Source organism: Streptomyces sp. NPDC017202 (assembly GCF_044331705.1).
Lineage (GTDB): Bacteria > Actinomycetota > Actinomycetes > Streptomycetales > Streptomycetaceae > Streptomyces.
Window position 1 is genome coordinate 537,918 of record NZ_JBIRNP010000002.1, and the last position, 20,840, is coordinate 558,757.

The 20,840-nt window shown below is 74.2% G+C and carries 17 protein-coding genes; 10 read left to right on the forward strand and 7 right to left on the reverse strand.

What is annotated here, in order from left to right:
* Nucleotides 1-5 precede the first annotated feature (5 nt).
* The 5 genes from ACH4N1_RS06705 (at nt 6) to ACH4N1_RS06725 (ending at nt 5,602) form a co-directional block, all read left to right on the forward strand.
* Nucleotides 6-1,508, forward strand: a complete 1,503-nt coding sequence (locus tag ACH4N1_RS06705) for a sensor histidine kinase (protein WP_398094976.1) — start codon at nt 6-8, stop codon at nt 1,506-1,508.
* Nucleotides 1,505-2,179 carry a response regulator transcription factor gene (locus tag ACH4N1_RS06710; protein WP_366059042.1) on the forward strand — a complete coding sequence of 225 codons (675 nt, stop codon included), beginning with the start codon at nt 1,505-1,507 and terminating at the stop codon, nt 2,177-2,179. Before ACH4N1_RS06705 ends, ACH4N1_RS06710 begins: the two co-directional genes overlap by 4 nt.
* Before the next feature lie 131 nt (nt 2,180-2,310).
* A complete protein-coding gene (locus ACH4N1_RS06715) occupies nt 2,311-3,675 on the forward strand; it encodes a sensor histidine kinase (RefSeq protein WP_398095267.1) in 1,365 nt (454 codons plus the stop codon).
* Nucleotides 3,672-4,337 carry a response regulator transcription factor gene (locus ACH4N1_RS06720; protein ID WP_366059040.1) on the forward strand — a complete coding sequence of 222 codons (666 nt, stop codon included), beginning with the start codon at nt 3,672-3,674 and terminating at the stop codon, nt 4,335-4,337. The genes ACH4N1_RS06715 and ACH4N1_RS06720 overlap by 4 nt, the downstream gene beginning before the upstream one ends.
* A 44-nt stretch (nt 4,338-4,381) precedes the next feature.
* Entirely contained in the window at nt 4,382-5,602 is a 1,221-nt protein-coding gene (locus tag ACH4N1_RS06725) for a cytochrome P450 (RefSeq protein ID WP_398094979.1), read from the forward strand.
* Nucleotides 5,603-5,906: 304 nt separating this feature from the next.
* Here the strand turns inward: ACH4N1_RS06725 and ACH4N1_RS06730 are convergent, their stop codons facing one another.
* Both ACH4N1_RS06730 and ACH4N1_RS06735 read right to left on the reverse strand, forming a co-directional pair.
* Nucleotides 5,907-7,487 (reverse strand): ABC transporter permease, encoded by a 1,581-nt coding sequence (locus ACH4N1_RS06730; RefSeq protein WP_398094981.1) that lies wholly within the window; start codon nt 7,485-7,487, stop codon nt 5,907-5,909.
* A complete protein-coding gene (locus ACH4N1_RS06735; protein WP_398094983.1) occupies nt 7,484-8,440 on the reverse strand; it encodes an ATP-binding cassette domain-containing protein in 957 nt (318 codons plus the stop codon). The genes ACH4N1_RS06730 and ACH4N1_RS06735 overlap by 4 nt, the downstream gene beginning before the upstream one ends.
* Before the next feature lie 73 nt (nt 8,441-8,513).
* Here ACH4N1_RS06735 and ACH4N1_RS06740 point away from each other — a divergent pair, with 73 nt between their 5' ends.
* Nucleotides 8,514-9,029: a GbsR/MarR family transcriptional regulator gene (locus ACH4N1_RS06740; RefSeq protein WP_398094984.1), complete on the forward strand. Its 516-nt coding sequence runs from the start codon at nt 8,514-8,516 to the stop codon at nt 9,027-9,029.
* A 152-nt stretch (nt 9,030-9,181) separates the two neighbouring features.
* On the opposite strand, the gene ACH4N1_RS06745 is transcribed toward ACH4N1_RS06740, so the two are convergent.
* Nucleotides 9,182-10,021, reverse strand: coding sequence for a diacylglycerol kinase family protein (locus ACH4N1_RS06745; protein WP_398094986.1), 840 nt, complete (start codon nt 10,019-10,021; stop codon nt 9,182-9,184).
* Nucleotides 10,022-10,263: 242 nt separating this feature from the next.
* On the opposite strand from ACH4N1_RS06745, the gene ACH4N1_RS06750 reads away from it, so the two are divergent.
* Nucleotides 10,264-11,547 (forward strand): adenylosuccinate synthase, encoded by a 1,284-nt coding sequence (locus ACH4N1_RS06750; RefSeq protein WP_366059034.1) that lies wholly within the window; start codon nt 10,264-10,266, stop codon nt 11,545-11,547.
* A 229-nt stretch (nt 11,548-11,776) separates the two neighbouring features.
* Here ACH4N1_RS06750 and ACH4N1_RS06755 read toward each other — a convergent pair whose 3' ends face one another.
* The 4 genes from ACH4N1_RS06755 to ACH4N1_RS06770 all read right to left on the reverse strand — a co-directional run bounded on the left by ACH4N1_RS06755 (nt 11,777) and on the right by ACH4N1_RS06770 (nt 17,404).
* Nucleotides 11,777-12,427 carry a hypothetical protein gene (locus ACH4N1_RS06755; RefSeq protein WP_398094989.1) on the reverse strand — a complete coding sequence of 217 codons (651 nt, stop codon included), beginning with the start codon at nt 12,425-12,427 and terminating at the stop codon, nt 11,777-11,779.
* 73 nt (nt 12,428-12,500) lie between these two features.
* On the reverse strand, nt 12,501-15,065 hold the full coding sequence (locus ACH4N1_RS06760) for a glycosyltransferase (RefSeq protein ID WP_398094991.1): 2,565 nt from the start codon (nt 15,063-15,065) through the stop codon (nt 12,501-12,503).
* On the reverse strand, nt 15,062-15,763 hold the full coding sequence (locus ACH4N1_RS06765) for a GntR family transcriptional regulator (protein ID WP_398095268.1): 702 nt from the start codon (nt 15,761-15,763) through the stop codon (nt 15,062-15,064). The genes ACH4N1_RS06760 and ACH4N1_RS06765 overlap by 4 nt, the downstream gene beginning before the upstream one ends.
* 285 nt (nt 15,764-16,048) lie before the next feature.
* A complete protein-coding gene (locus ACH4N1_RS06770) occupies nt 16,049-17,404 on the reverse strand; it encodes an aspartate aminotransferase family protein (protein ID WP_398094993.1) in 1,356 nt (451 codons plus the stop codon).
* A gap of 186 nt (nt 17,405-17,590) precedes the next feature.
* Here ACH4N1_RS06770 and ACH4N1_RS06775 point away from each other — a divergent pair, with 186 nt between their 5' ends.
* From ACH4N1_RS06775 to ACH4N1_RS06785, 3 genes are all read left to right on the forward strand, one after another.
* Nucleotides 17,591-18,211, forward strand: a complete 621-nt coding sequence (locus tag ACH4N1_RS06775) for a type 1 glutamine amidotransferase family protein (RefSeq protein WP_398094995.1) — start codon at nt 17,591-17,593, stop codon at nt 18,209-18,211.
* Complete coding sequence (locus tag ACH4N1_RS06780) at nt 18,208-18,672, forward strand: MarR family winged helix-turn-helix transcriptional regulator (RefSeq protein WP_398094997.1); 465 nt, start codon at nt 18,208-18,210, stop codon at nt 18,670-18,672. Before ACH4N1_RS06775 ends, ACH4N1_RS06780 begins: the two co-directional genes overlap by 4 nt.
* 291 nt (nt 18,673-18,963) lie before the next feature.
* Nucleotides 18,964-20,736 carry a serine/threonine-protein kinase gene (locus tag ACH4N1_RS06785; protein WP_398094999.1) on the forward strand — a complete coding sequence of 591 codons (1,773 nt, stop codon included), beginning with the start codon at nt 18,964-18,966 and terminating at the stop codon, nt 20,734-20,736.
* Nucleotides 20,737-20,840: the final 104 nt, after the last annotated feature.

The following is a 20,840-nucleotide window of genomic DNA, read 5'->3' on the forward strand; positions in this document are numbered from 1 at the left end:
GGCGGATGAACGGGGTGGAGGAGCGGCTGATCCGCGTCCTGCGGGTGGTGCGCGACGACCTGTGGACGACCCGTGCCGCGCCGCTGCCGCCCTCGGTGTGGCTGCGCTGGCTGCCGCACGGTCTGGTCTGGCTGGTCGCGTTCGGCACCATGGTCACCAACGTCGACTTCCTGGCCGACCGTTACCAGCTCGGCGCGCAGTTCGGCGTGCTGTGCGCGGTACTGCAGGGCATGGCGGTGGTGCTGGCGCTGTGGCGCCCGATGCCGGCCTGGTGGCTGTCGACGGCGGTCACGGTGGTGGTCGCCCTGGTCGCCCGGGGGCGTCTGTTCCACGATCCGCACTCGGGCGACCCCAGCTGGCCGTGGGGACCACCCGGCCTGATCGCGCACTGCGTGGTCCTGTTGCTGTTGTCGCTGCGGGTGCCGACCCGGGTGGCGGTTGAGGCGCTCGCGCTGACCGCCCTGGCCACCTATGTCGTCGAGGGGGTGATCGGCGGCGCCGGCTACGGGCCGTCCGGCATGCTCGCGGTGACCCTGTTCGCCGTCGTCGTCCTTTTGGGCAGCGCCCTGCGCGGTCGCCGCGAGGCCCGGCACCAGCTCGTCGAGCAGGCGGGCATCACCGCCGAGGAGCGGGCCCGCCGCACCGTGCTGGAGGAGCGCAACCGCATCGCGCGCGAGCTGCACGACGTGGTCGCCCATCACATGTCGGTGATCTCGATCCAGGCGCAGGTGGCCCCGCACCTCGTGGACAACCCGTCCGAGGAACTGCGCCAGAACCTCGAAGGCATCAGACAGAACGCCCTGGAGGCGCTCACCGAACTGCGCAGGGTCCTCGGCGTGCTGCGCTCCGAGAACCCCGAGGACCCCTACGGCCTCGGCGCGGCGGGCGGCGGAGGGACCCCGGACGCCCCGCAGCCCACGCTCGACCGGCTCGGCGCCCTCATCGACAACACCCGTGCGGCGGGGCTGGAGGTCGTGACCGAGGTACGGGGCGAGGCACCGGCGTATCCGCCGGGCGTGCAGCTGTCGGCGTACCGGATCGTGCAGGAGGCGCTGAGCAACGCGCTGCGGCACGCGCCCGGTTCCCAGGTCCGGGTCGGCGTCGTCCACGATCCGCGGGGCCTGTCCCTGGAGGTCGTCAACTCCCGCCCGAGAGGGCCGGTACGGTCCTCGCCCGGTGCGGGGCACGGGCTGCTCGGCATGCGGGAGCGGGCGGTGATGCTGGGCGGTCACGTCGCCGCGCACCCGACGCTGCACGGCGGGTTCATGGTCTCCGCGTTCCTCCCGAAGGACGGCCTCCCCCTCCCTCCCACCGAGGACACCGACCCGCCCGCCGACCTCGAAATGACCTTCCCCGAGCCCCGCCGGGAGCCGCCGGCGCCCGGACCGGCGGCTGGCCTGGCGGCGGGACCCACGGCCGGACCGCTGCCGGGACTGCCCGCAGGTCCGCCGCCGGACCCCCCGTCAGGACCTTCGGCCGGACACCCGACAGGAGACGAGAACAGATGACGAGCGGCACCATCCGCGTACTGATCGCCGACGACCAGCAGATGGTCCGGCAGGGCTTCACCGTGCTGCTCAACACCCGGCCGGACATCGAGGTGATCGGACAGGCGGTCGACGGGCTCGACGCCGTCGCTCAGGTCGCCGAGCTGTCCCCGGACGTCGTCCTGATGGACATCCGGATGCCCGAGCTGGGCGGCATCGAGGCCACCCGCCGCATCACCGTCGCCACTCCTGGCATCAAGGTGCTGGTGCTCACCACCTTCGACCTCGACGAGTACGTGTACGAGGCGCTGCGCGCCGGGGCGTCCGGGTTCCTGCTCAAGGACGCCTCCGCCGACCAGCTCGCGGAGGCGGTGCGGATCGTGGCGGCCGGTGACGCCCTGCTCGCGCCCGGCATCACCCGCAAGCTGATCGCCGAGTTCTCCCGTCTCGACGGCACGCCCCGCCCCCCGCTGAAGGAACGCGTCGGCGACCTCACCGAGCGCGAGACGGAGGTGCTGACCCTCATCGCGCAGGGCCTGTCCAACGCGGAGATCGCCCGTCGGCTCGTGGTCGCCGAGCAGACCGTGAAGACGCACGTGGGCCGGATCCTGGTGAAGCTGGGCCTGCGGGACCGCACCCAGGCGGCGGTGTTCGCCTACGAGTCGGGGCTGGTGAGGCCCTCCGGGTACTGACCACCGCGGCGAGACCGGCGAGACCGGCGCCCGGTCCCCGACCCGTAGTACTTGAGGGGGACCCCGCGGAACCCCTCTCACTGGTGACGACCGCCGCCCCCGCCCGCACCTACGGTTCTGATGTGACCGAGATGACCCAGACGACCCAGACGACCCGGCCGTGGACGACGCCGCCGGACGACCCGCACGCGGCCCGCCGGCCGCGCAGCCCGGAGCTCCGGGTGGCCCTGGGCGCCGTGCGGGGGTTGCGGGAGGACCTGTTCGAGGATGCCTTCGCCTACCGTCCGCTGCCCCACCGCGAGCCGGACGGCCGCTTCACCCGCCGGCTGACCGGCCGCAAGCGGGTGTACGCGACCTGGTCCCGGCACGCGCTGGTCGGAGCGGGCGGCGCGTTCGCCTTCCTGGCCTCCTTCGCCGAGGACAGCGGCCTGGTGGGCCTGGTGTGCGGGCTGCTGGCGCTGGCACCGGTGCTGCTGACCCTGGTCCGCCCGGTGGGGGCGTTCTGGCTGTCGCTGGTGTCCACCACGCTCGTCGCCGCCTTCGGCTCGGCGTGGAGCGACTGGCCGTGGCTGCCGGGCACGTTCATCTCCCACCTCCTCGTGCTGACGGTCGTGGCGATACGCACCCGGCCGCGCACGGCGGCCTGGATGTGGCTGCTGACCGTCGTCTACGGCCTCGTCGCCGAGGCGGTGTTCGGCGGGAGCCACTACTACACCAACGTCGGGCCGATGCTGGTCGTCTCGGCGCTCGTCCTGCTCGCCGTCACCGTCTGGCACATCCGCCGGCAGGCCGAGGAGGAGGTCACGGCCCAGCAGACGGTGACCGCGCACGAGCGTTCGCGGCGCACACTGCTGGAGGAGCGCACCACCATCGCCCGCGAGCTGCACGACGTGGTCGCCCACCACATGTCGGTCGTCGCCATCCAGGCGGAGGCCGCCCCCTACCGGGTGGAGAACCCGCCGCCGGAGCTGGAGAAGGCGTTCGCGACGATCCGGGAGAACGCGGTCGCGGCCCTGACCGAGCTGCGCCGGGTCCTGGGCGTGGTGCGCGCCGAGGACTACGAGGCGCCGGACGCCCCGCAGCCCACGCTCGCGGAGCTGGACGGGCTGCTGGCCAACGTGCGGGAGGCCGGCCTGCCGGTCGAGAAGGCGGTGACCGGCGCGGTGCGGGAACTGCCGCAGGGCGTGGAGCTGTCGGCGTACCGGATCGTGCAGGAGGCGCTGAGCAACACCCTGCGGCACGCGCCCGGCGCGAGCGCCCGCGTGGAGATCGGCTACGTGCTCGGCGGGCTGGGTCTGCGCGTCGTCAACGGCCCGCCGACCGACCCCGCCCTGGTGAAGCCCTCGCCGGGAGCCGGGCACGGCATCACGGGCATGCGGGAGCGGGTGACCATGCTGAACGGCGAGATGACGGCGGACCCGACGCAGGACGGCGGTTACGAGGTGACGGTGTTCCTCCCGGTGCCGATGGCCACGGCGGACGACGGTGCGGCATGACCATCCGGGTACTGATCGCGGACGACCAGATGATGGTCCGCGAGGGCTTCTCCGTCCTGCTGAACGCGATGCCGGACATCGAGGTCGTCGGCGAGGCGGTGAACGGCCGCGAGGCGGTGGACCGCGTCCGTGAACTGGCGCCCGACGTCGTCCTGATGGACATCCGGATGCCCGAGCTGAACGGCATCGAGGCGACGCGGGAGATCGTGGCCGCGGACGGCACGGCGAAGGTGCTGGTCCTCACCACCTTCGACCTCGACGAGTACGTCTACCAGGCGTTGCGCGCCGGAGCCTCCGGCTTCCTGCTGAAGGACGCCTCGGCCCGCCAACTCGCCGACGGGGTGCGGATCGTGGCCGCCGGGGAGGCGCTCCTCGCCCCGTCCGTCACCCGGCGTCTGATCACCGAGTTCTCCCGGCTGTCCGACGGCCCCCGGCTGCCCCGCGCCGCCCAGGCGTCCTACGGCGACCTGACCGAGCGGGAGACGGAGGTCCTGGTCCTCATCGCGCAGGGCCTGTCCAACGCGGAGATGGCCGGGCGGCTGGTGGTGGCGGAGTCCACGATCAAGACGCACGTCAGCAGGATCCTGGTGAAGCTGGGCCTGCGGGACCGTACCCAGGCGGCGGTGTTCGCCTACGAGGCGCGGCTGGTCAGACCGGGATGAGACACCCCTGGTCAGCGGCGGGGTCGACGGGCTAGCGTCCGGTCATGGCAGCAGTCGACGACCTTCGCTTCGATCCCTGGGACCCGGCGTTCGTGGCCGACCCGTACCCGGCGTACGCCGAGTTGCGGGCGCGGGGCCGGGTGATCCGGTACGAGCGCACCGACCAGTGGCTGGTGCCGCACCACGCGGACGTCTCGGCGCTGCTGCGGGACCGGCGGCTCGGGCGGACCTACCGGCACCGTTTCACGCACGAGGACTTCGGGCGGACGGCGCCCCCGGCGGAGCACGAGCCGTTCCACACGCTCAACGACCACGGGATGCTGGATCTGGAACCGCCGGACCACACCCGGATCCGGCGGCTGGTGTCGAAGGCGTTCACGCCGCGCACGGTCGAGCGGCTCAAGCCGTACGTCGAGCGGCTGGCCGGTGAGCTGGTCGACAAGCTGGTGGCGGCCGGCGGCGGCGACCTGCTGACGGACGTCGCGGAACCGCTGCCGGTGGCGGTGATCGCCGAGATGCTGGGGATCCCGGCGTCGGAGCGGGCCCCGCTCCGGCCGTGGTCGGCGGACATCTGCGGGATGTACGAGCTGAGCCCGTCGCCGGAGACGGCCCGCCGGGCGGTGCGGGCGTCGGAGGAGTTCTCCGCCTACCTGCGGGAGCTGATCGCGGCCCGCCGCGAGGAGCCCGGCGACGACCTGATCTCCGGGATGGTCGCCGCCCACGACGAGGGCGACCGGCTCACCGAGCAGGAGATGATCTCGACGGCCGTGCTCCTGCTGAACGCGGGCCACGAGGCGACGGTCAACGCCACCGTCAACGGCTGGTGGGCGCTGTTCCGCAACCCCGGCCAGCTGGCGGCCCTGCGCGCCGACCACGCGCTGGTCCCCTCCGCCGTGGAGGAGCTGATGCGCTACGACACCCCGCTCCAGCTCTTCGAGCGCTGGGTCCTCGACGAGATCGAGATCGACGGCACGGTGATCCCGCGGGGCGCGGAGATCGCCATGCTGTTCGGCTCCGCCAACCACGACCCCGCGGTCTTCACCGACCCGGACCGCCTGGACCTGACCCGCGCGGAGAACCCGCACATCTCCTTCAGCGCGGGCATCCACTACTGCATCGGCGCCCCCCTCGCCCGCATGGAGCTGGCCGCCTCGATGCGGGCCCTCCTGGCGAAGGCCCCCACCCTGCGCCTCGCGGCGGAGCCCGCCCGCACACCGAACTTCGTGATCAGGGGCCTGGAAGGACTCGACGTGGAGATCGCCTGAACCACCGGACCCCCGGTCCCGGCCCAGGTCCCCGTCCTGGGGCCCGAGCCGAGCCGGTCCCGGTCCCCGCTCTGGAGCCCGGTCCGAGCCCGGTCCGAGCGCGGCCCTGTCCCGGAGCCCGAGCCGGTCCCGGCCCTCGCTCCGGAGCCCGAGCCGAGCCCGGCCCGAGCCCCGGCCGAGCCCGGTCCCCGCTCTGAGGTCCGGCCCGGACCGGTCCGAGCCCGGCCCTGTCCCGGAGCCCGAGTCCGGCCCAGCCCCGGAGTCAGAACCCCGGCTCCGAGTCCGGCCCCCGCCCCGCCCCCCGTCACATGGTCAGGTCCCGTCGGCGCAGTCCCGCGGCGCCGGCCGCGACCAGGGCTGCCGCCAGTGCGGTGAGCGTCAGTACCGGGCCCCACTCCATGCCGCCTCCCGGCAGCTTGGGCAGGTGGCCGAAGGGGGAGAGGTCCAGCACCGCCTGCGGGACGTCCAGCGCGGGGCCGATCCAGCCGACGACCAGGACCGCGCCGGCCACCCCCCACGCGGCCGGGGCCAGCCGTGGGGCGAGGCCGTACAGGAGGACGGCGACGCCGCCGACGGTCCACACCGCCGGGAGCTGGACCAGGCAGCCGGCCAGGATCGGGCCCGCGTCCCTGCCGTGGCCGACGGCGAGGCCGAGGCCCGCCAGCAGCATGATCAGGGCGGCGCCGCCGAAGGCGACCGCCAGATGGCCGGCGGCCCAGCGCAGCCGGCCGACCGCGTTCGCGAGGACCGGTTCCGCCCGGCCGGAGGTCTCCTCGCCGTGCAGCCGCAGGACCGAGGCGACGACGTACAGGGCCGCGACGAGGCCCAGCATGCCGGTCATCGCGGCGAGGAAGGCGTCCGTGAGCGCCACCCGGCCGCCCATCCGCTCGAAGATCTCGCGGGCCCGCTCGTTGTCGCCGACGAGGTCGGCCGCGCTCTCCGCCAGCCCGCCGTAGACGACCCCGGCGAGGAGGAAGCCGGTGCTCCAGCCGAGGACGCTGCCGCGCTGCAGCCGCCAGGCCAGCGCCCCCGCCGTGCGCAGCCGGCCGTCGGCCCGTCCCGGCCGGGTGGGCAGGAAGCTCATGCCGAGGTCCCGGCGGCCCGCCAGCACGTACGCCGTCACGCCCTGCGCGGCGATCGCCGCCGCGAACAGCGCCGGCACCCACCAGCGTTCGCCGGCGAAGGGCCGCAGGTTCTCCAGCCAGCCGAGCGGGGAGAGCCAGGTCAGCACGGAGGAGCCGTCGTCCGTCGCCGAGTCGCCCGCCGCGCGCAGCACGAACGCGGCGCCCAGCACCCCCGAGGCCAGCCCCCGGGCCAGCCGCGCGCTCTCGGTGAGCTGCGCGGCGATCGCGGCCATGGTCGCGAAGAGCATCCCCACGGCCGCGAGCCCCAGCCCGAGGGCCACCGCCCCGGCCACCCCGTGCCCCGCCAGCCCGACGGTCACCAGCAGGGCCAGGACCGCGTCGGCGACCCCCGCCGCCAGCAGCGCCGACGTCAGCGAGGCGCGCCGCCCCACCGCGCCGGAGGCGATCAGCTCCTGGCGGCCGCTCTCCTCCTCGTCCCGGGTGTGCCGTACGACGATCAGGATGCTGGTCACGGCCGCGAGGGCACCGGCGTAGACGCCGACCCGCCAGGCGGTGAGGGCGCCCAGCGAGTCGCCGAAGACCGGGCCGACGAGGGCGCGCAGCGAGGCGTTGGCCGCCATCTGGTCCCTGAGGGAGGCGCGTTCGGCGGCGGTGCCGTACAGGCTCCCCAGGGTGTTCGGCATGGAGAGGACCATCAGGGCGTTGACGCCCACCCAGAGGGGGATCATCACCCGGTCGCGGCGCAGCGCGAACCGCAGCAGCGTTCCGGTGCCCGACAGCCGGTGCGCGAGGGCTCTCATCGGTTCGCCGTCTCGGCGGTGCCGGCCTGGTAGTGGCGCAGGAACAGCTCCTCCAGCGTCGGCGGCGTCGACGTCAGCGACCGCACGCCCGTCGCGCTCAGCGACCGCAGTACGGCGTCCAGCCCGTCGGCGTCGACCTGGAGCCGCACCCGGCGGCCCCGGACGTCGAGGTCGTGGACGCCGGGCAGCCGTGCCAGCCCGTCGGGCTCACCGGCGAGTTCGGCGGTGACGCTGGTGCGGGTGAGGTGGCGCAGGTCGGCCAGCGAGCCGGTCTCGACCGTGCGGCCCTGACGGATGATGCTGACCCGGTCGCAGAGTTCCTCGACCTCGCCGAGGAGGTGCGAGGACAGCAGGACCGTACGGCCCCGCTCGCGCTCCTCGGCCACGCACCGCCGGAAGACCTCCTCCATCAGCGGGTCGAGGCCCGAGGTCGGCTCGTCGAGGACGAGCAGGTCGACGTCCGAGGCGAACGCGGCGACCAGGGCGACCTTCTGCCGGTTGCCCTTGGAGTAGGTGCGGCCCTTCTTGGTGGGGTCCAGCTCGAAGCGTTCCACCAGTTCCGCGCGGCGCCGCGCGTCCAGGCCGCCCGCCCGTCGCCCACCGCCACCCTGCCCGACGCGCTTCGCGCGGCCCCCGTCACGCAGCCGGCCGAGGAGGTCGATGACCTCGCCGCCGGACAGGTTCCGCCACAGGGCCACGTCGCCGGGGACGTACGCGATGCGACGGTGCACCTCCACCGCGTCCCGCCAGGGGTCGCGGCCGAGGACCCGCGCGGTGCCGGAGTCGGCGCGCAGCAGACCGAGCAGGACGCGGATGGCGGTGGACTTGCCGGAGCCGTTGGGGCCGAGGAAGCCGTGCACCTCGCCCGTCCCGACCTCCAGGTCGAGACCGTCGAGCGCGTGGGTGCGGCCGAAGGACTTGTGCAGTCCGGACACCGTGATGGCCTTCGTCATGCGTCAGAACGTACGCTTGCTTCATAAATTTTTGAAGATAAGGAAGTGTGAAAACGGTCGATAGGATATGGCCATGAGCGAAGCAGCGGGTGCGGGGGCCGGCGCCGAGGGCGGGCGGGACGCGGAGGCCGTGTCGAGGTTCGTCGAGTCCTTCGCCGCGCAGCTCGTCGAGGCGGGCATGCAGCGCATGGCCGCGCGGGTCTTCGCCGCCCTCCTGGCCTCCGACTCCGGCGCCCTCACCTCGGCCGAACTGGGCGAACAGTTGCGGGTCAGCCCCGCGGCGGTGTCCGGCGCCGTCCGGTACCTGTCGCAGCAGCACATGGTGGCGCGCGAGCGCGAGCCCGGTTCGCGCCGGGAGCGCTACCGGGTGCACAGCGACCAGTGGTACGAGGCCCTCACCAACCGCGAGGCCGTCCTCAAACGCTGGGAGGGCGCCCTGCGCGACGGCGTCGCCGGCCTCGGCGCCGACACCCCCGCAGGCCGCCGGATGGCCGAGACGCTCGCCTTCTTCGAGTTCGTCGAGGGCGAGATCGCGGCCATGATGGAGCGCTGGCGGACCCACCGCGAACAGGTCTTCGGCAAGCACTAGCCGAAGCCCTCCTCCGGCGCCCCCGCCCGGCGCCCCCGCCCGGCACTCCCTTGTCCGGCACTCCCTTGTCCGGCACTCCCTTGTCCGGCACTCCCTAGTTCGGCACTCCCTCGTCCGGCGCCCCGCCCGGGACCATCCCCGCCCGGTCCCGCTCACCGCCCCGGCAGCACCAGCCCCAGCGCGCCCTCGCGGACCACCCACGTCCGCCGCCGTACGGGTCCCGCCACCGTCGCGTCGGCCCGGTAGCGGAAGTCGGCCCCGGACACCGTGACGGTGCGGCCGCGGGCCTCCAGCGGGGACGCCTCCGCGCCCACCGACACCGGCCGGACCTCCACCGCCGCCGTGCCGGAGGCGTCCGGGGTCACCGACACCGCCTCGACCGGCTGGTCCAGGTCGACCAGCGTCACCCCGTCGACCTCGACCCGCAGCCGGGCGGGTCCGGGCACCGGCGGGGCCGGGTCCGGCCGGGACGGCACCAGCGTGCGCACCAGGGACCGGCAGGTCGTCCGCAGCCACGGCCGTACGCCGGCCGCGTCCGGCTGCGCGTCCCGGCCGGACAGCGGCGGTATCCGCAGCGTGCCCAGGACGACCCCGTCGCTGTCGTCGACGAGCAGGTCCAGACGCCGCTCGGCCCCGTCCAGGACGGCCCGCGCCGCCGCGACCGTGCCCAGGGGCACCCCCAGGGCGTGCGCGACGCTCAGGGAGCCGCCCACGGGCACCATCGACAACGCGCATCCGGCCAGTTCCCGCCGCCGGTGCAGCAGGGCCACCACCCGCATCAGCGCGCGGTCGTCCCCGATCACCACCGGCCGCCGCGAGCCGCGGCGCGCGAGGACGCGGGCAAATTCCTCCGCGTCCTCCGGGAGGCACACTTTCGTCGCCGCACCCGCGCTGAGCACGTCTTTCGCGATCCGCACGGACTCTCCGTCCGTCCTCCGGGCGACCGGATCGATGATCACCAGCAGCTGCTCCGGCGTCGCGAAAGTCGCCACCTCGGTCCTGCCTCGCTTCCTCGGGTAGCATCTTTGTGCAAGAGCCCCTTGCGCTATTGCGCCAGGGGCTTCGTCTATTCCGGGGCATCCGGGTCCGACGGTGTGCGACCGAAGACGGTCGCGTGGCGGCCGATGACGGTCGCGGTGCCGCGACCGACGACGGTCGTGGTGCACGCGGTGGTGAGAGCCTCCGCGTACGCCCCTGACCCTGGACATGCCCCACCCGGAAGGGGTGTACGCGCGTGCCCGCACTTGTGCTGCTCGGTGCTCAGTGGGGTGACGAGGGCAAGGGAAAGGCCACCGACCTGCTCGGCGGCTCGGTGGACTATGTAGTGCGTTACCAGGGCGGCAACAACGCCGGCCACACGGTCGTCGTGGGCGACCAGAAGTACGCATTGCACCTCCTCCCTTCCGGAATCCTGTCGCCCGGATGTACGCCCGTCATCGGAAACGGAGTCGTCGTCGATCCGTCGGTCCTGCTCTCCGAGCTGAGCGGTCTGAACGAGCGAGGCGTCGACACGTCGAAGCTGCTCATCAGCGGCAACGCGCACATCATCACGCCCTACAACGTGACTGTCGACAAGGTGACGGAACGCTTCCTCGGAAAGCGGAAGATCGGCACCACGGGACGGGGCATCGGCCCGACCTACGCCGACAAGATCAACCGGGTCGGCATCCGCGTACAGGACCTGTACGACGAGTCGATCCTGGAGCAGAAGGTCGAGGCGGCGCTCGACGTCAAGAACCAGCTGCTGACCAAGCTCTACAACCGCCGCGCCATCGCGGTCGAGCAGGTCGTCGAGGAGCTGCTGGGCTACGCGGAGAAGCTGCGCCCGTACGTCGCCGACACGGTCCTGGTGCTCAACCAGGCCCTCGAGGACGACAAGGTGGTCCTGTTCGAGGGCGGCCAGGGCACGCTCCTGGACATCGACCACGGCACGTACCCCTTCGTCACCTCGTCGAACCCGACCGCGGGCGGCGCCTGCACCGGTGCCGGCGTGGGCCCGACGAAGATCAGCCGGGTCATCGGCATCCTCAAGGCGTACACGACCCGGGTCGGCGCCGGTCCGTTCCCGACGGAGCTGTTCGACGAGGACGGCGCGGCGCTGCGCCGCATCGGCGGCGAGCGGGGCGTCACCACCGGCCGCGACCGTCGCTGCGGCTGGTTCGACGCGGTCATCGCCCGCTACGCGACCCGCGTGAACGGCCTGACCGACTTCTTCCTCACCAAGCTCGACGTCCTGACCGGCTGGGAGCAGATCCCGGTCTGCGTGGCGTACGAGATCGACGGCAAGCGCGTCGAGGAACTCCCGTACTCGCAGAGCGACTTCCACCACGCGAAGCCGATCTACGAGACCCTGCCGGGCTGGTCCGAGGACATCACGAAGGCCAAGACCTTCGAGGACCTGCCGAAGAACGCCCAGAACTACGTCAAGGCGCTGGAGGAGATGTCCGGCGCCCCGATCTCCGCGATCGGCGTGGGCCCGGGCCGGGACGAGACGATCGAGATCAACTCGTTCATCTGAGGCACCCGGGAAACCGCCTGAGGCACCCGGGAACCGCCGGGGACCGCACCGACGGCCGCCTTCCGCTCGCGCGGGGGCGGCCGTCGGCGCGTCCGGCGGTGCCGCGCCCGCCGACGCTTGTGCGCCCCCGGCGGTGTCGATCCCGCCGGGGGGGGGGAGACGGGGCGGACGGGGGTGCGGGCGCTGACGGCGCGCCGCGGCCGGCCCGGCCGAACACGCCGGGTCCGGTTCAGCTGAACACGATCATCGACCCCTGCGCCAGGCTCCTGGTGGCCGCCGCGTGCAGCCCGAGCCACACGTGCCGTTCGCGGGCGAACGGGCTCGGGTCGTACGGCGGCGCGACGGCCGGTTCCTCCAGCTCCGTCGGGGAGGCCGGGGGCTGCGGCGCGGCCGGCGGGTTGGCGGGGTCGATGCCGATCGAGGGGGCGACGTACTCGAGTTCCCGCAGCAGTGACTGCGAGGAGCCGAGCGGGCCCCCGCCGGCGAGCAGCTCCTCGTTGGACAGGGGCTGCGGGAAGTCCACCGGGACGTAGGCGCCGGCGTGGTCGTAGTGCCACACCAGGTGGGACTGCTGGGCCGTCGACTCGAACATCTCCAGGAGCTGCTCGTAGTCGCCGCCCAGGGCGTCGACCGGGGTCACCGGCAGTCCGCACACCTGGAGCAGGTAGGCGCGCCGCAGGAAGTGCAGGGCGTCGTAGTCGAAGCCGGCCACGGGCGCGACGTCGCCGGACAGGCCCGGCATGTACTGGTACACCGGCACCGGGGGGAGTCCCGACTCGGCGAGCACCTTGTTGTACTGCGCGAGTTCCTCGGCGAAGGGGTTGTCGGGGGTGTGGCACAACACGTCGACGAGCGGCACCAGCCACAGGTCACAGGCCAAAGAGAGCTCCTCACTCAGGGTGTCGCGCGGTCATTGCTGCCCGGACTGGGAAGGGTAGTCGGTGCGTCCTGCGTCAGCCCCCTCCGTGCAGGTCCCATACCCACACTCCGGCCACCCACCTACCGGGCCGGCCCACGAGCTTGTCCACGGTGGCCCGCAGCGGCCCGTCGTGCGGCTGCGGCGCGAGCACCAGCGCGCCCGCCCGCCAGTACGCGAGGTCCCGCCGGGCCTGCTCCCGCGCCCGGTCGTCGATCACCTGGGCGACGCCCGTCTCCCGCACGTCCTTCAGCAGGCCCGCCGTCCAGTTCAGCGGCACGCCGTAGACACCGCTGCGGTCGCCGTCGCCGTAGGGCCGGTTGAAGTAGCCGCCCGGCATCCGGAAGCCGAGGCCGGCGGCGGTCTGCCAGTGCAGGGCCTCGGCGGCGGTGGGGTCGGGCAGCGGTACCGGCACGAGGGACTCGCCGGGGCCGACGTACCCCTTCCAGACGCCGTCGGTGAAGAAGGCGGGCGCCCCGGCGCGCGGCTCGGACCGCAGCGGCGCCGGGACCAGGGGGAGCAGGGCCAGACAGACGACCAGCGGGACGGCGTACCGCGGGACCGGGGAGCGGACGCTCGCCGACCGGTCGACGGCGAGGGCGAGCAGCATGCCGAGGACGGGCGCGCAGATCAGCGCGACGCGGCCGACGATGACCGACTCCAGCAGCGGCAGGTGCGCCAGCGGCGCCCAGGGGCCGGGGATCTCGACACCGGTCGCCGGGACGCGGACGCGCGGGCCCAGGGAGAGGAGGGCCGCGGCGGCCGCGGTGAACGCCAGCGCCCTGACGGCGGGCCGCCGCCACAGGCCGACGGTGACCGCGAGGGCGAGGAGGAGCAGGGGCCAGCCGTAGAAGGCGTTCTGTTCGGTCCGGTTGAGGGAGAGGGCGTCCGCCCGTTCGGCGTCGCCGGCGAGGAGGGACCGCTCGGCGAAGGCGAACAGGGCGCGCACCGGGTTGGCGGCGCCGGGCCCGTGGTCGAGGTGGGTGTAGCTCTGCGGTCCGGAGAACTGCCAGGCCAGCGGGTAGACGACCAGGGTCAGGCAGACCGCCGCGCCGATCGCCAGGCCGCGCAGCAGGGGACGTACGGCGGCGCGGGCCGCGCGGGGGCGCACGGCCGCGTGGGCGGCGGCGAACAGGAGCATGCCGAGCGCGGCCAGCAGCAGGGCCTCCTCGCCGAGGAACACCTGGTAGGCCGCCATCAGGCCGAGGATCACCGCGTCGCGGGTGACCCGGGTGCCCGCGCACAGCCGCAGGGTCCGCTCGATGATCGCCGGGATCATGAACAGGACGACGAAGTTGGGGTGGGCGTTGGCGTGGCTGACCATCGGCGGCGCGAAGGCGGCCAGCGCGGCCCCGGTGAAGGCCGCCCCGCGCCGCGCCACGAGCCGGCGCAGGATCAGCCGGTACCAGGCCGCCGCGGTGGCCGCGAGACCCAGCGTCATGGCCAGGCTGAGGGCGACGGCCGGACCCCACAGCAGCGTGACCGGGGTGAGCGGGACCGACAGGCCGGGCATGGCGGTGTTCGCCATCAGGTTCACGCCGTCGGGGACCCCCTGGAGGTCGCTGAACAGCGGGTTCCGCAGGTGCGCGACGTTGTCGGCGGTCACCGCGAAGAACCACTCCCACTGGTTCTGGTCCTGGAGGGAGTCGGTGAGGTAGCGGTGCGCCGGGTCGAAGAAGCGGCCGGCGTAGAGCGCGACGGCCAGGGCGAGGAACAGGGCGGCGGCGACGGCGTCGGCGGCCCGCGCGGCCGGCAGGCGCAGGCGGGCCAGGTCGCGCAGGAAGCGCGGGTAGTCCAGCGGGCGGATCTTGGAGCCGGGCCGGTGCGACCAGTGCACGGGGACCTCGGCGACCGGCCAGCCCGCCCGCTGGAAGTGGCGCAGCACCTCCACGTCGATGGCCCAGCCGTCCAGCCGGGACGCCGCGAACGCGGCGCGGACCTTCTCGCCGTCGAACAGCTTGAACCCGCACTGGGTGTCGCGTATCCCGCGCACGGCCGTCCCGCGGACGATCAGGTTGCCCGCGCCGCCGAGCAGTTCGCGCACCGGGTGCCGGCGCTCGCCGAGCGTCGCCCCGGGCACGGCACGGGAGCCGACCGCCGCCGCGCCGCCCTCGGCGAGCGCCTCGTCGAGCCGCTCCAGCTCGCCCACGGGAACGGCGAGATCGGCGTCGGTGATCAGCACCCGGCGCCCCCGGCTGGCGCCCACGCCGAGCCGCAGGGCGTGGCCCTTGCCGCGGTTGCGGGGGCTGCTGACCAGCCGCAGCCGGGGGTCGCGGCGCCGGGTGACGATCTCGCGGGTGGCGTCGGTGGAGCCGTCGTCGACGACCACGATCTCCCAGCCGCCCCACCGGTCCCCGGCGGCGGTGAGCTGCCGGGTGAGCGCGTCGAGGGTGGGGCCCAGCCGGTGTTCCTCGTTGTAGGCGGGGATCACGACGGAGAGGGCGGGCGGCCGGCGGGACGCGGGGACCTCGTGGGGCTCGTGGGGCTCGGGGACCTCGTGGGGCTCGGGGGCCCGGCCGGGCTCGGGGACACCGCGGGACTCGGGTGCTTCTCGGGACTCGGGGACGCCGTGGGACTCCTCGGCGGTGTCCGTCCCGCTCATCCGGCCGCCAGCCGCTCGATCAGCGCGAGGGAGTGCGTGTGGTACGCGTCGATGATCGTGCGGGCCGTGGCGGTGTCGCGGCGGTGGAGGGCGTCGACCAGTTCGGTGTGGCCGGACCACAGGTTGCCCCGCAGTTCGGTCAGCCGGCGCAGGTGCTGCACCAGGCACACCCAGGTCTGCAGGCGCAGCCGGTTCAGGAAGTCGGCGAGGTAGGGGTTGCCGAACAGGGCGCTCAGCTCGCGCCAGAACCGCAGGTCGTAGCCGATGAGCACGGTGAGGTCGCCGGCCGCCGCGGCCCGCTGCGCCTCCTCGCCGCGCCGGCGCACCCCCGCGACGGCCGCCGCGATCCGCGGGTCGTCCGGGCCCTCGAAGGGCTGCCTGCCCTCGTCCAGGGCGAGGAACATGCCCTCGACGACCAGGCTGCGCGCCTCGATCATGCTCCGGAAGTCGGCCACGGTGTACTCGTGCACCCGGAAGCCCCGGTGCTGGTCGGCGTCCAGCAGCCCCTGCGCCGAGAGATCGACCAGTGCCTCGCGGACGGGCGTCGCGGAGACGCCGTACTGGTCGGCGATCTCCTTCACCGTGAACTCCTGGCCCGGCTGGAGCCGTCCCGCCAGCACCTCGTCGCGCAGGGCGTCGGCGATCTGCTGCCGCAGGGTGCTGCGGGTCACGGCGCCCTTGCCGCTGCTGCCGGGCATGGTCGGGGCGTCTCCCTCGTCCTCGTCGCGTACGCCGGTCGACGGCGTGAGCGCCATCGGCCGACGGCGTGCTCGTCGGTATGTACGAGCACGCCACCTTACGCGTTCGACGAATTCAGGAGCTTGTCCGCGGCCTGCCCGCACACCCGCGCCCGGCCGGGTGCGTCCGACGGCCGTCCGACGCGCTCGACCGCCGTCCGGTGCCCCGGCATTCGGCAGTCGGCAGCCGTCCGTGCGCCCGGCCGGCGCCCGGTGCGACCGGGGGCCGGCCGCTCCGCCCGAGGGCTACGCGGTGTACTCGTCGGCCACCGACAGCGCCGTGTCCAGCGCCGCGAGCCCCTCCTTCAGCTCCGCCTCGCCGGCGTTGCACGGCGGCACGAAGTGGGTGCGGTTCATGTTGACGAAGGGCCACACCCCGGCCTTCTTCGCGGCGGCCCCGAACGCGGCCATCGGCGCGTTCGCCTCACCGGTGGCGTTGTACGGCACCAGCGGCTCGCGCGTCTCGCGGTCCTTCACCAGCTCCAGCGCCCAGAACATGCCGACACCGCGCACCTCGCCGACGCTCGGGTGGCGTTCGGCCAGCTCCCGCAGCCCCGGCCCGACGACGGAGGCGCCGAGGTCCCTCGCGTTCTCCACGACGCCCTCCTCCGCCATCACGTTGATCGTGGCGACGGCGGCGGCGCAGGCCAGCGGGTGCCCGGAGTAGGTGAGGCCACCGGGGTACGGCCGCTTCCCGAAGGTCTCCGCGATCGCGCCCGAGACGGCGACCCCGCCCAGCGGCACGTAGCCGCTGTTCACGCCCTTGGCGAAGGTCATCAGGTCGGGCACGACCCCCGACAGGTCGGCCGCGAACCACTCACCGGTGCGCCCGAACCCGGCCATGACCTCGTCCAGGACGAAGACGATCCCGTACGTGTCGCACAGCTCGCGGACACCGGCCAGGTAGCCGGGCGGCGGCACCATGATCCCGGCGGTGCCGGGGATGGTTTCCAGGACGATCGCGGCGATCGTCGCGGGCCCCTCGAAGGCGATCGTCGTCTCCAGGTGCTCCAGCGCCCGCGCGCACTCCTGCTCCTCCGTCTCCGCGTAGAAGCGGGAGCGGTACAGGAACGGCGCCCAGAAGTGCACGACCCCGGCCGCGGCCGAGTCGGAGGCCCAGCGGCGCGGGTCGCCGGTGAGGTTCACGGCCTGCTGGGTGCCGCCGTGGTAGGAGCGGTACGCCGACAGCACCTTGGGCCGCCCGGTGTGCAGGCGCGCCATGCGCACCGCGTGCTCCACGGCGTCGGCGCCGCCGTTGGTGAAGAAGATCTTGTCGAGGTCGCCGGGGGTGCGCTCGGCGATCAGCCGGGCCGCCTCCGAGCGGGCCTCGACGGCGAAGGCGGGCGCGAACGTGGTCAGGTGCGCGGCCTGCTCCTGGATCGCGGCGACGACCTTGGGGTGCTGGTAGCCGATGTTCGTGTAGACGAGCCCGCTGGTGAGGTCGAGGTAGCGCTTGCCGTCGTAGTCCCAGAAGTACGACCCCTCGGCGCCGGCCACGGCGAGCGGGTCGATGAGTTCCTGCGCGGACCAGGAGTGGAAGACGTGCGCACGGTCCGCGGCCTTCACGGCGGCGCCGGCCTGGGGGTCGGTCTGAGGGGTCATGCGGGTGAGCGTAAATGTCCGCGATGCGGAAGCGGTATCGGCGTCCTGTTCCGTGGACGAGGGGATTCCGCGACAGGTTGTCGGGCATGGACGGCCGGACCGGACCACCACGACGCACCGGTATTGACAGCATGCTGTCAGAGAGACAGTGTGCTGTCACAGAGCTCCACCGGCCGAGGAGAAGCCATGAGCGCCAGCCCCGCCACCCGCAAGCCCGTGTACCTCGCCGTCTACGACACCCTCGCCGACTGGGAGACCGGCCACGCGACCGCCCACCTCGCCCGGGGCGGGTACGAGATCCGCACGGTCGGCCCCTCGACGCGCCCCGTGACCAGCCTCGGCGGACTCCGGATCGGGCCCGACCTCGCGCTGGCGGACGTACGCCCCGAGGACGGCGCGCTGCTGATCCTGCCGGGCGCCGACCTGTGGGACACCTCCGACGACCTCGCGCCCTTCGCCCGTGCGGCGGGGGAGTTCCTGGCCGCGGGCACCCCCGTCGCCGCGATCTGCGGCGCCACCGCCGGACTCGCCCGCGCCGGCCTGCTCGACGACCGCGCCCACACCAGCGCCGTCTCCTTCTACCTCGCCGCCACCGGGTACGCGGGCGGCGGCCACTACGTCGACGCCGACGCCGTCACCGACGGAAACCTGGTCACCGCCGGGCCCACCGAGCCCGTCGCCTTCGCCCGCGAAGTCCTCCGCCTCCTCGGCGTGTACGACGGCGAGGTGCTGGACGCCTGGTACCGGCTGTTCCACGACTCCGACCCGGAGGCCTACGCCGTCCTGCAGAAGGCCGGGGCGCGGTGAGCCGGGAGCGGCAGGACCTGCTCAGCCGGAGCGCGCTCGGCGTCTTCAGGCTCAACGGCCGGTTCCTCGGTGTCGCGGAGGAGCTGGCCCGGCCCGCCGGCCTCACCGCCGCCTGGTGGCAGGTGCTCGGCGCGGTCCTCGCCGAACCCCTCCCGGTGTCCGGCGTCGCCCGTGCCATGGGCATCACGCGGCAGAGCGTGCAGCGCGTGTCCGACCTGCTGGTCGGCCGGGGGCTCGCGGAGTACCGGCCCAACCCGGCGCACCGGCGCGCGAAACTGCTGGCGCCCACCGCGCGCGGTCGCGCCGCGGTCGCCCGCGTCGACCCCGGCCACGCGGCCTTCGCCGACCGGCTGGCCGAGGCGTACGGCGAGGCGGAGCTGGCCGAGGCCGTCCGTGTGCTGGAACGGCTGGCCCGGGTGCTGGAGGAACTGGAGCCGCCCGGCCCGGAGGCCCTGTCCTGAGGCTCACCCGCAAGCCCGTCCGGCGGCCCGTCGTGAGCCTCGTCGTGAGCCCCGTCGGGGGCCCGCGGTGAAGCCACGTCATGAGGCCGGCCGCCGGCCCGTCATGAGCCCGGCCACGGGCCCGGCCGCCGGCCCGGCCACGGGCCCGCCGTGAGCCCGGCCGCGGCCCCTGCCGAGAAGTCCCGGTCCGAAGCGCCTGTTATGGAACCGTAGACACCGCACCGCTCGACTCCCCGAACGGCCGGTCTACTCTCGGCGGGATCACATCTGTGGGGGAAGGGCGGAGCTGTCATGGAGAAGCTGGGACCGGGGGATCCGCAGCGGATCGGCGGCTACCGGCTGCTCGGGCGGCTGGGGTCGGGCGGTATGGGGCAGGTCTTCCTGGCCCGTTCGGACCGCGGGCGGACCGTCGCGGTGAAGCTGGTCCGGCCGGAACTGGCCGAGCGCGAGGAGTTCCGGGCGCGGTTCCGCCAGGAGGTGCGCAACGCCCAGCGCGTCGGCGGGTTCTGGACCGCACCCGTCCTCGACGCCGACACCGAGGCCGCCGTGCCCTGGGTCGCCACCGGCTACGTCGCCGGGCCCAGCCTCCAGCAGGTGGTGGACCACGACCACGGCCCGCTGCCCGAGCGGTCGGTGCGCATCCTCGCAGCCGGCCTCGCGCACGCCCTCACCAACATCCACGCGGCCGGCATCGTCCACCGCGATCTCAAGCCGTCCAACGTGATGGTCACCATCGAGGGCCCCCGCGTCATCGACTTCGGTGTCGCGCGGGCCCTGGAGACCGTGACCGGCGACGGCGCCCTGACCCAGTTCGGCGGCGGCCTCACCCAGACCGGCGCGCTGATCGGCTCGCCCGGCTTCATGGCCCCCGAGCAGGTGCGCGGCGACCGGATCACGCCCGCGTGCGACGTCTTCTGCCTGGGCTCCGTCCTCGCCTACGCCGCCACCGGCGAGCTCCCCTTCGGCTCCGCCGACCAGCAAGGCGTCCACGCGCTGCTGTTCCGCATAGCCGAGGAGGAGCCCGACCTCACGCGCGTGCCCGAGGGCATCGCCGACCTGGTCCGCGCCTGCCTGCGCAAGGACCCGGCGACCCGGCCCACGCTGGAGTGGATCCTGGAACGCACCGGCGCCGAGGACACCGTCGCCGACGGCCGCTCCCGCGACCCGTGGCTACCGGGCGCCCTCGTCGCCCAGCTGGGCCGGCACGCCGTACGGCTCCTGGAGACGGAGGACCCCCAAGGAGCCTTCACGGAGGCCGCCCCGCACCAGCCCGGCCCCCGCGGCACCCTCGCGGCCCCGCCCGACCACGTCCCCACCCTGGCCGCGCCCCACCCGGCGTACGGCCACCCCCAGCAGTACCCGGCCCCGCCCCGGCAACCGATGCCGCCACCAGCGCAGGCGCCGATGCCGATGCCGGTGCCGGTCCCGCACAACCCCTACGCGGCCGACGCGCCGGCGTACGGCACCCCCCGCGGCGGCCACCCCGACCACCCCGACGACCTCCAGGACCCGCCCCGCCGCGGCGGCCGCTCCACGGTGCTGCTCGGGGTGGTCGCCGCGGTGGTCGCGCTGGCCGCCGGCGGCACGGTGTACGCGGTCATGAACGGCGACGACGGCACCTCCGGCGCACTCCCGGCCCCGACGACGTCGGCCCCCGCGACGCCGACGGACTCCGGGACCCGGCCCCCGTCCCCGTCGCCCTCCTCCTCCCCGTCCCCCTCGCCGGAGGAGGGCCGGATCCCCGAGGCCTACCTGGGCACCTGGACCACCACCGTCAACGGCGCCGACACCCGCCGCCTGACCCTCACCCAGGGCGAGGCGGGCGACACGGTCCTGCGCCTGGTGGCCGACGGCGACGCCTACCACTGCGAGTTCGCGGCCGCCCTGAGCCAGGCCCCGGCCGCGGGGGCGCCCCTGGCCCTGGGCCCCTCGAAGGTCACCGCGGGCGAGCCCCTCTCCTCCTGCTCCCCGGGCGCGGCCACGGAGGTGACGCTCCTGTCGAACGGCCGGCTGGAACGCCTCAACCCCACGACCGGCGAAAAGCTGACGTACAGCCGGAGCTGACGCAGCCGGGACGCTCAAGGCACGCCGGCCCGTCCGGCGATCGAGGACGAGGCCGGTCGGGCCGAACGCGGGGTCCGGGGGCGCGGCCCCCGGGATCGGGTCGG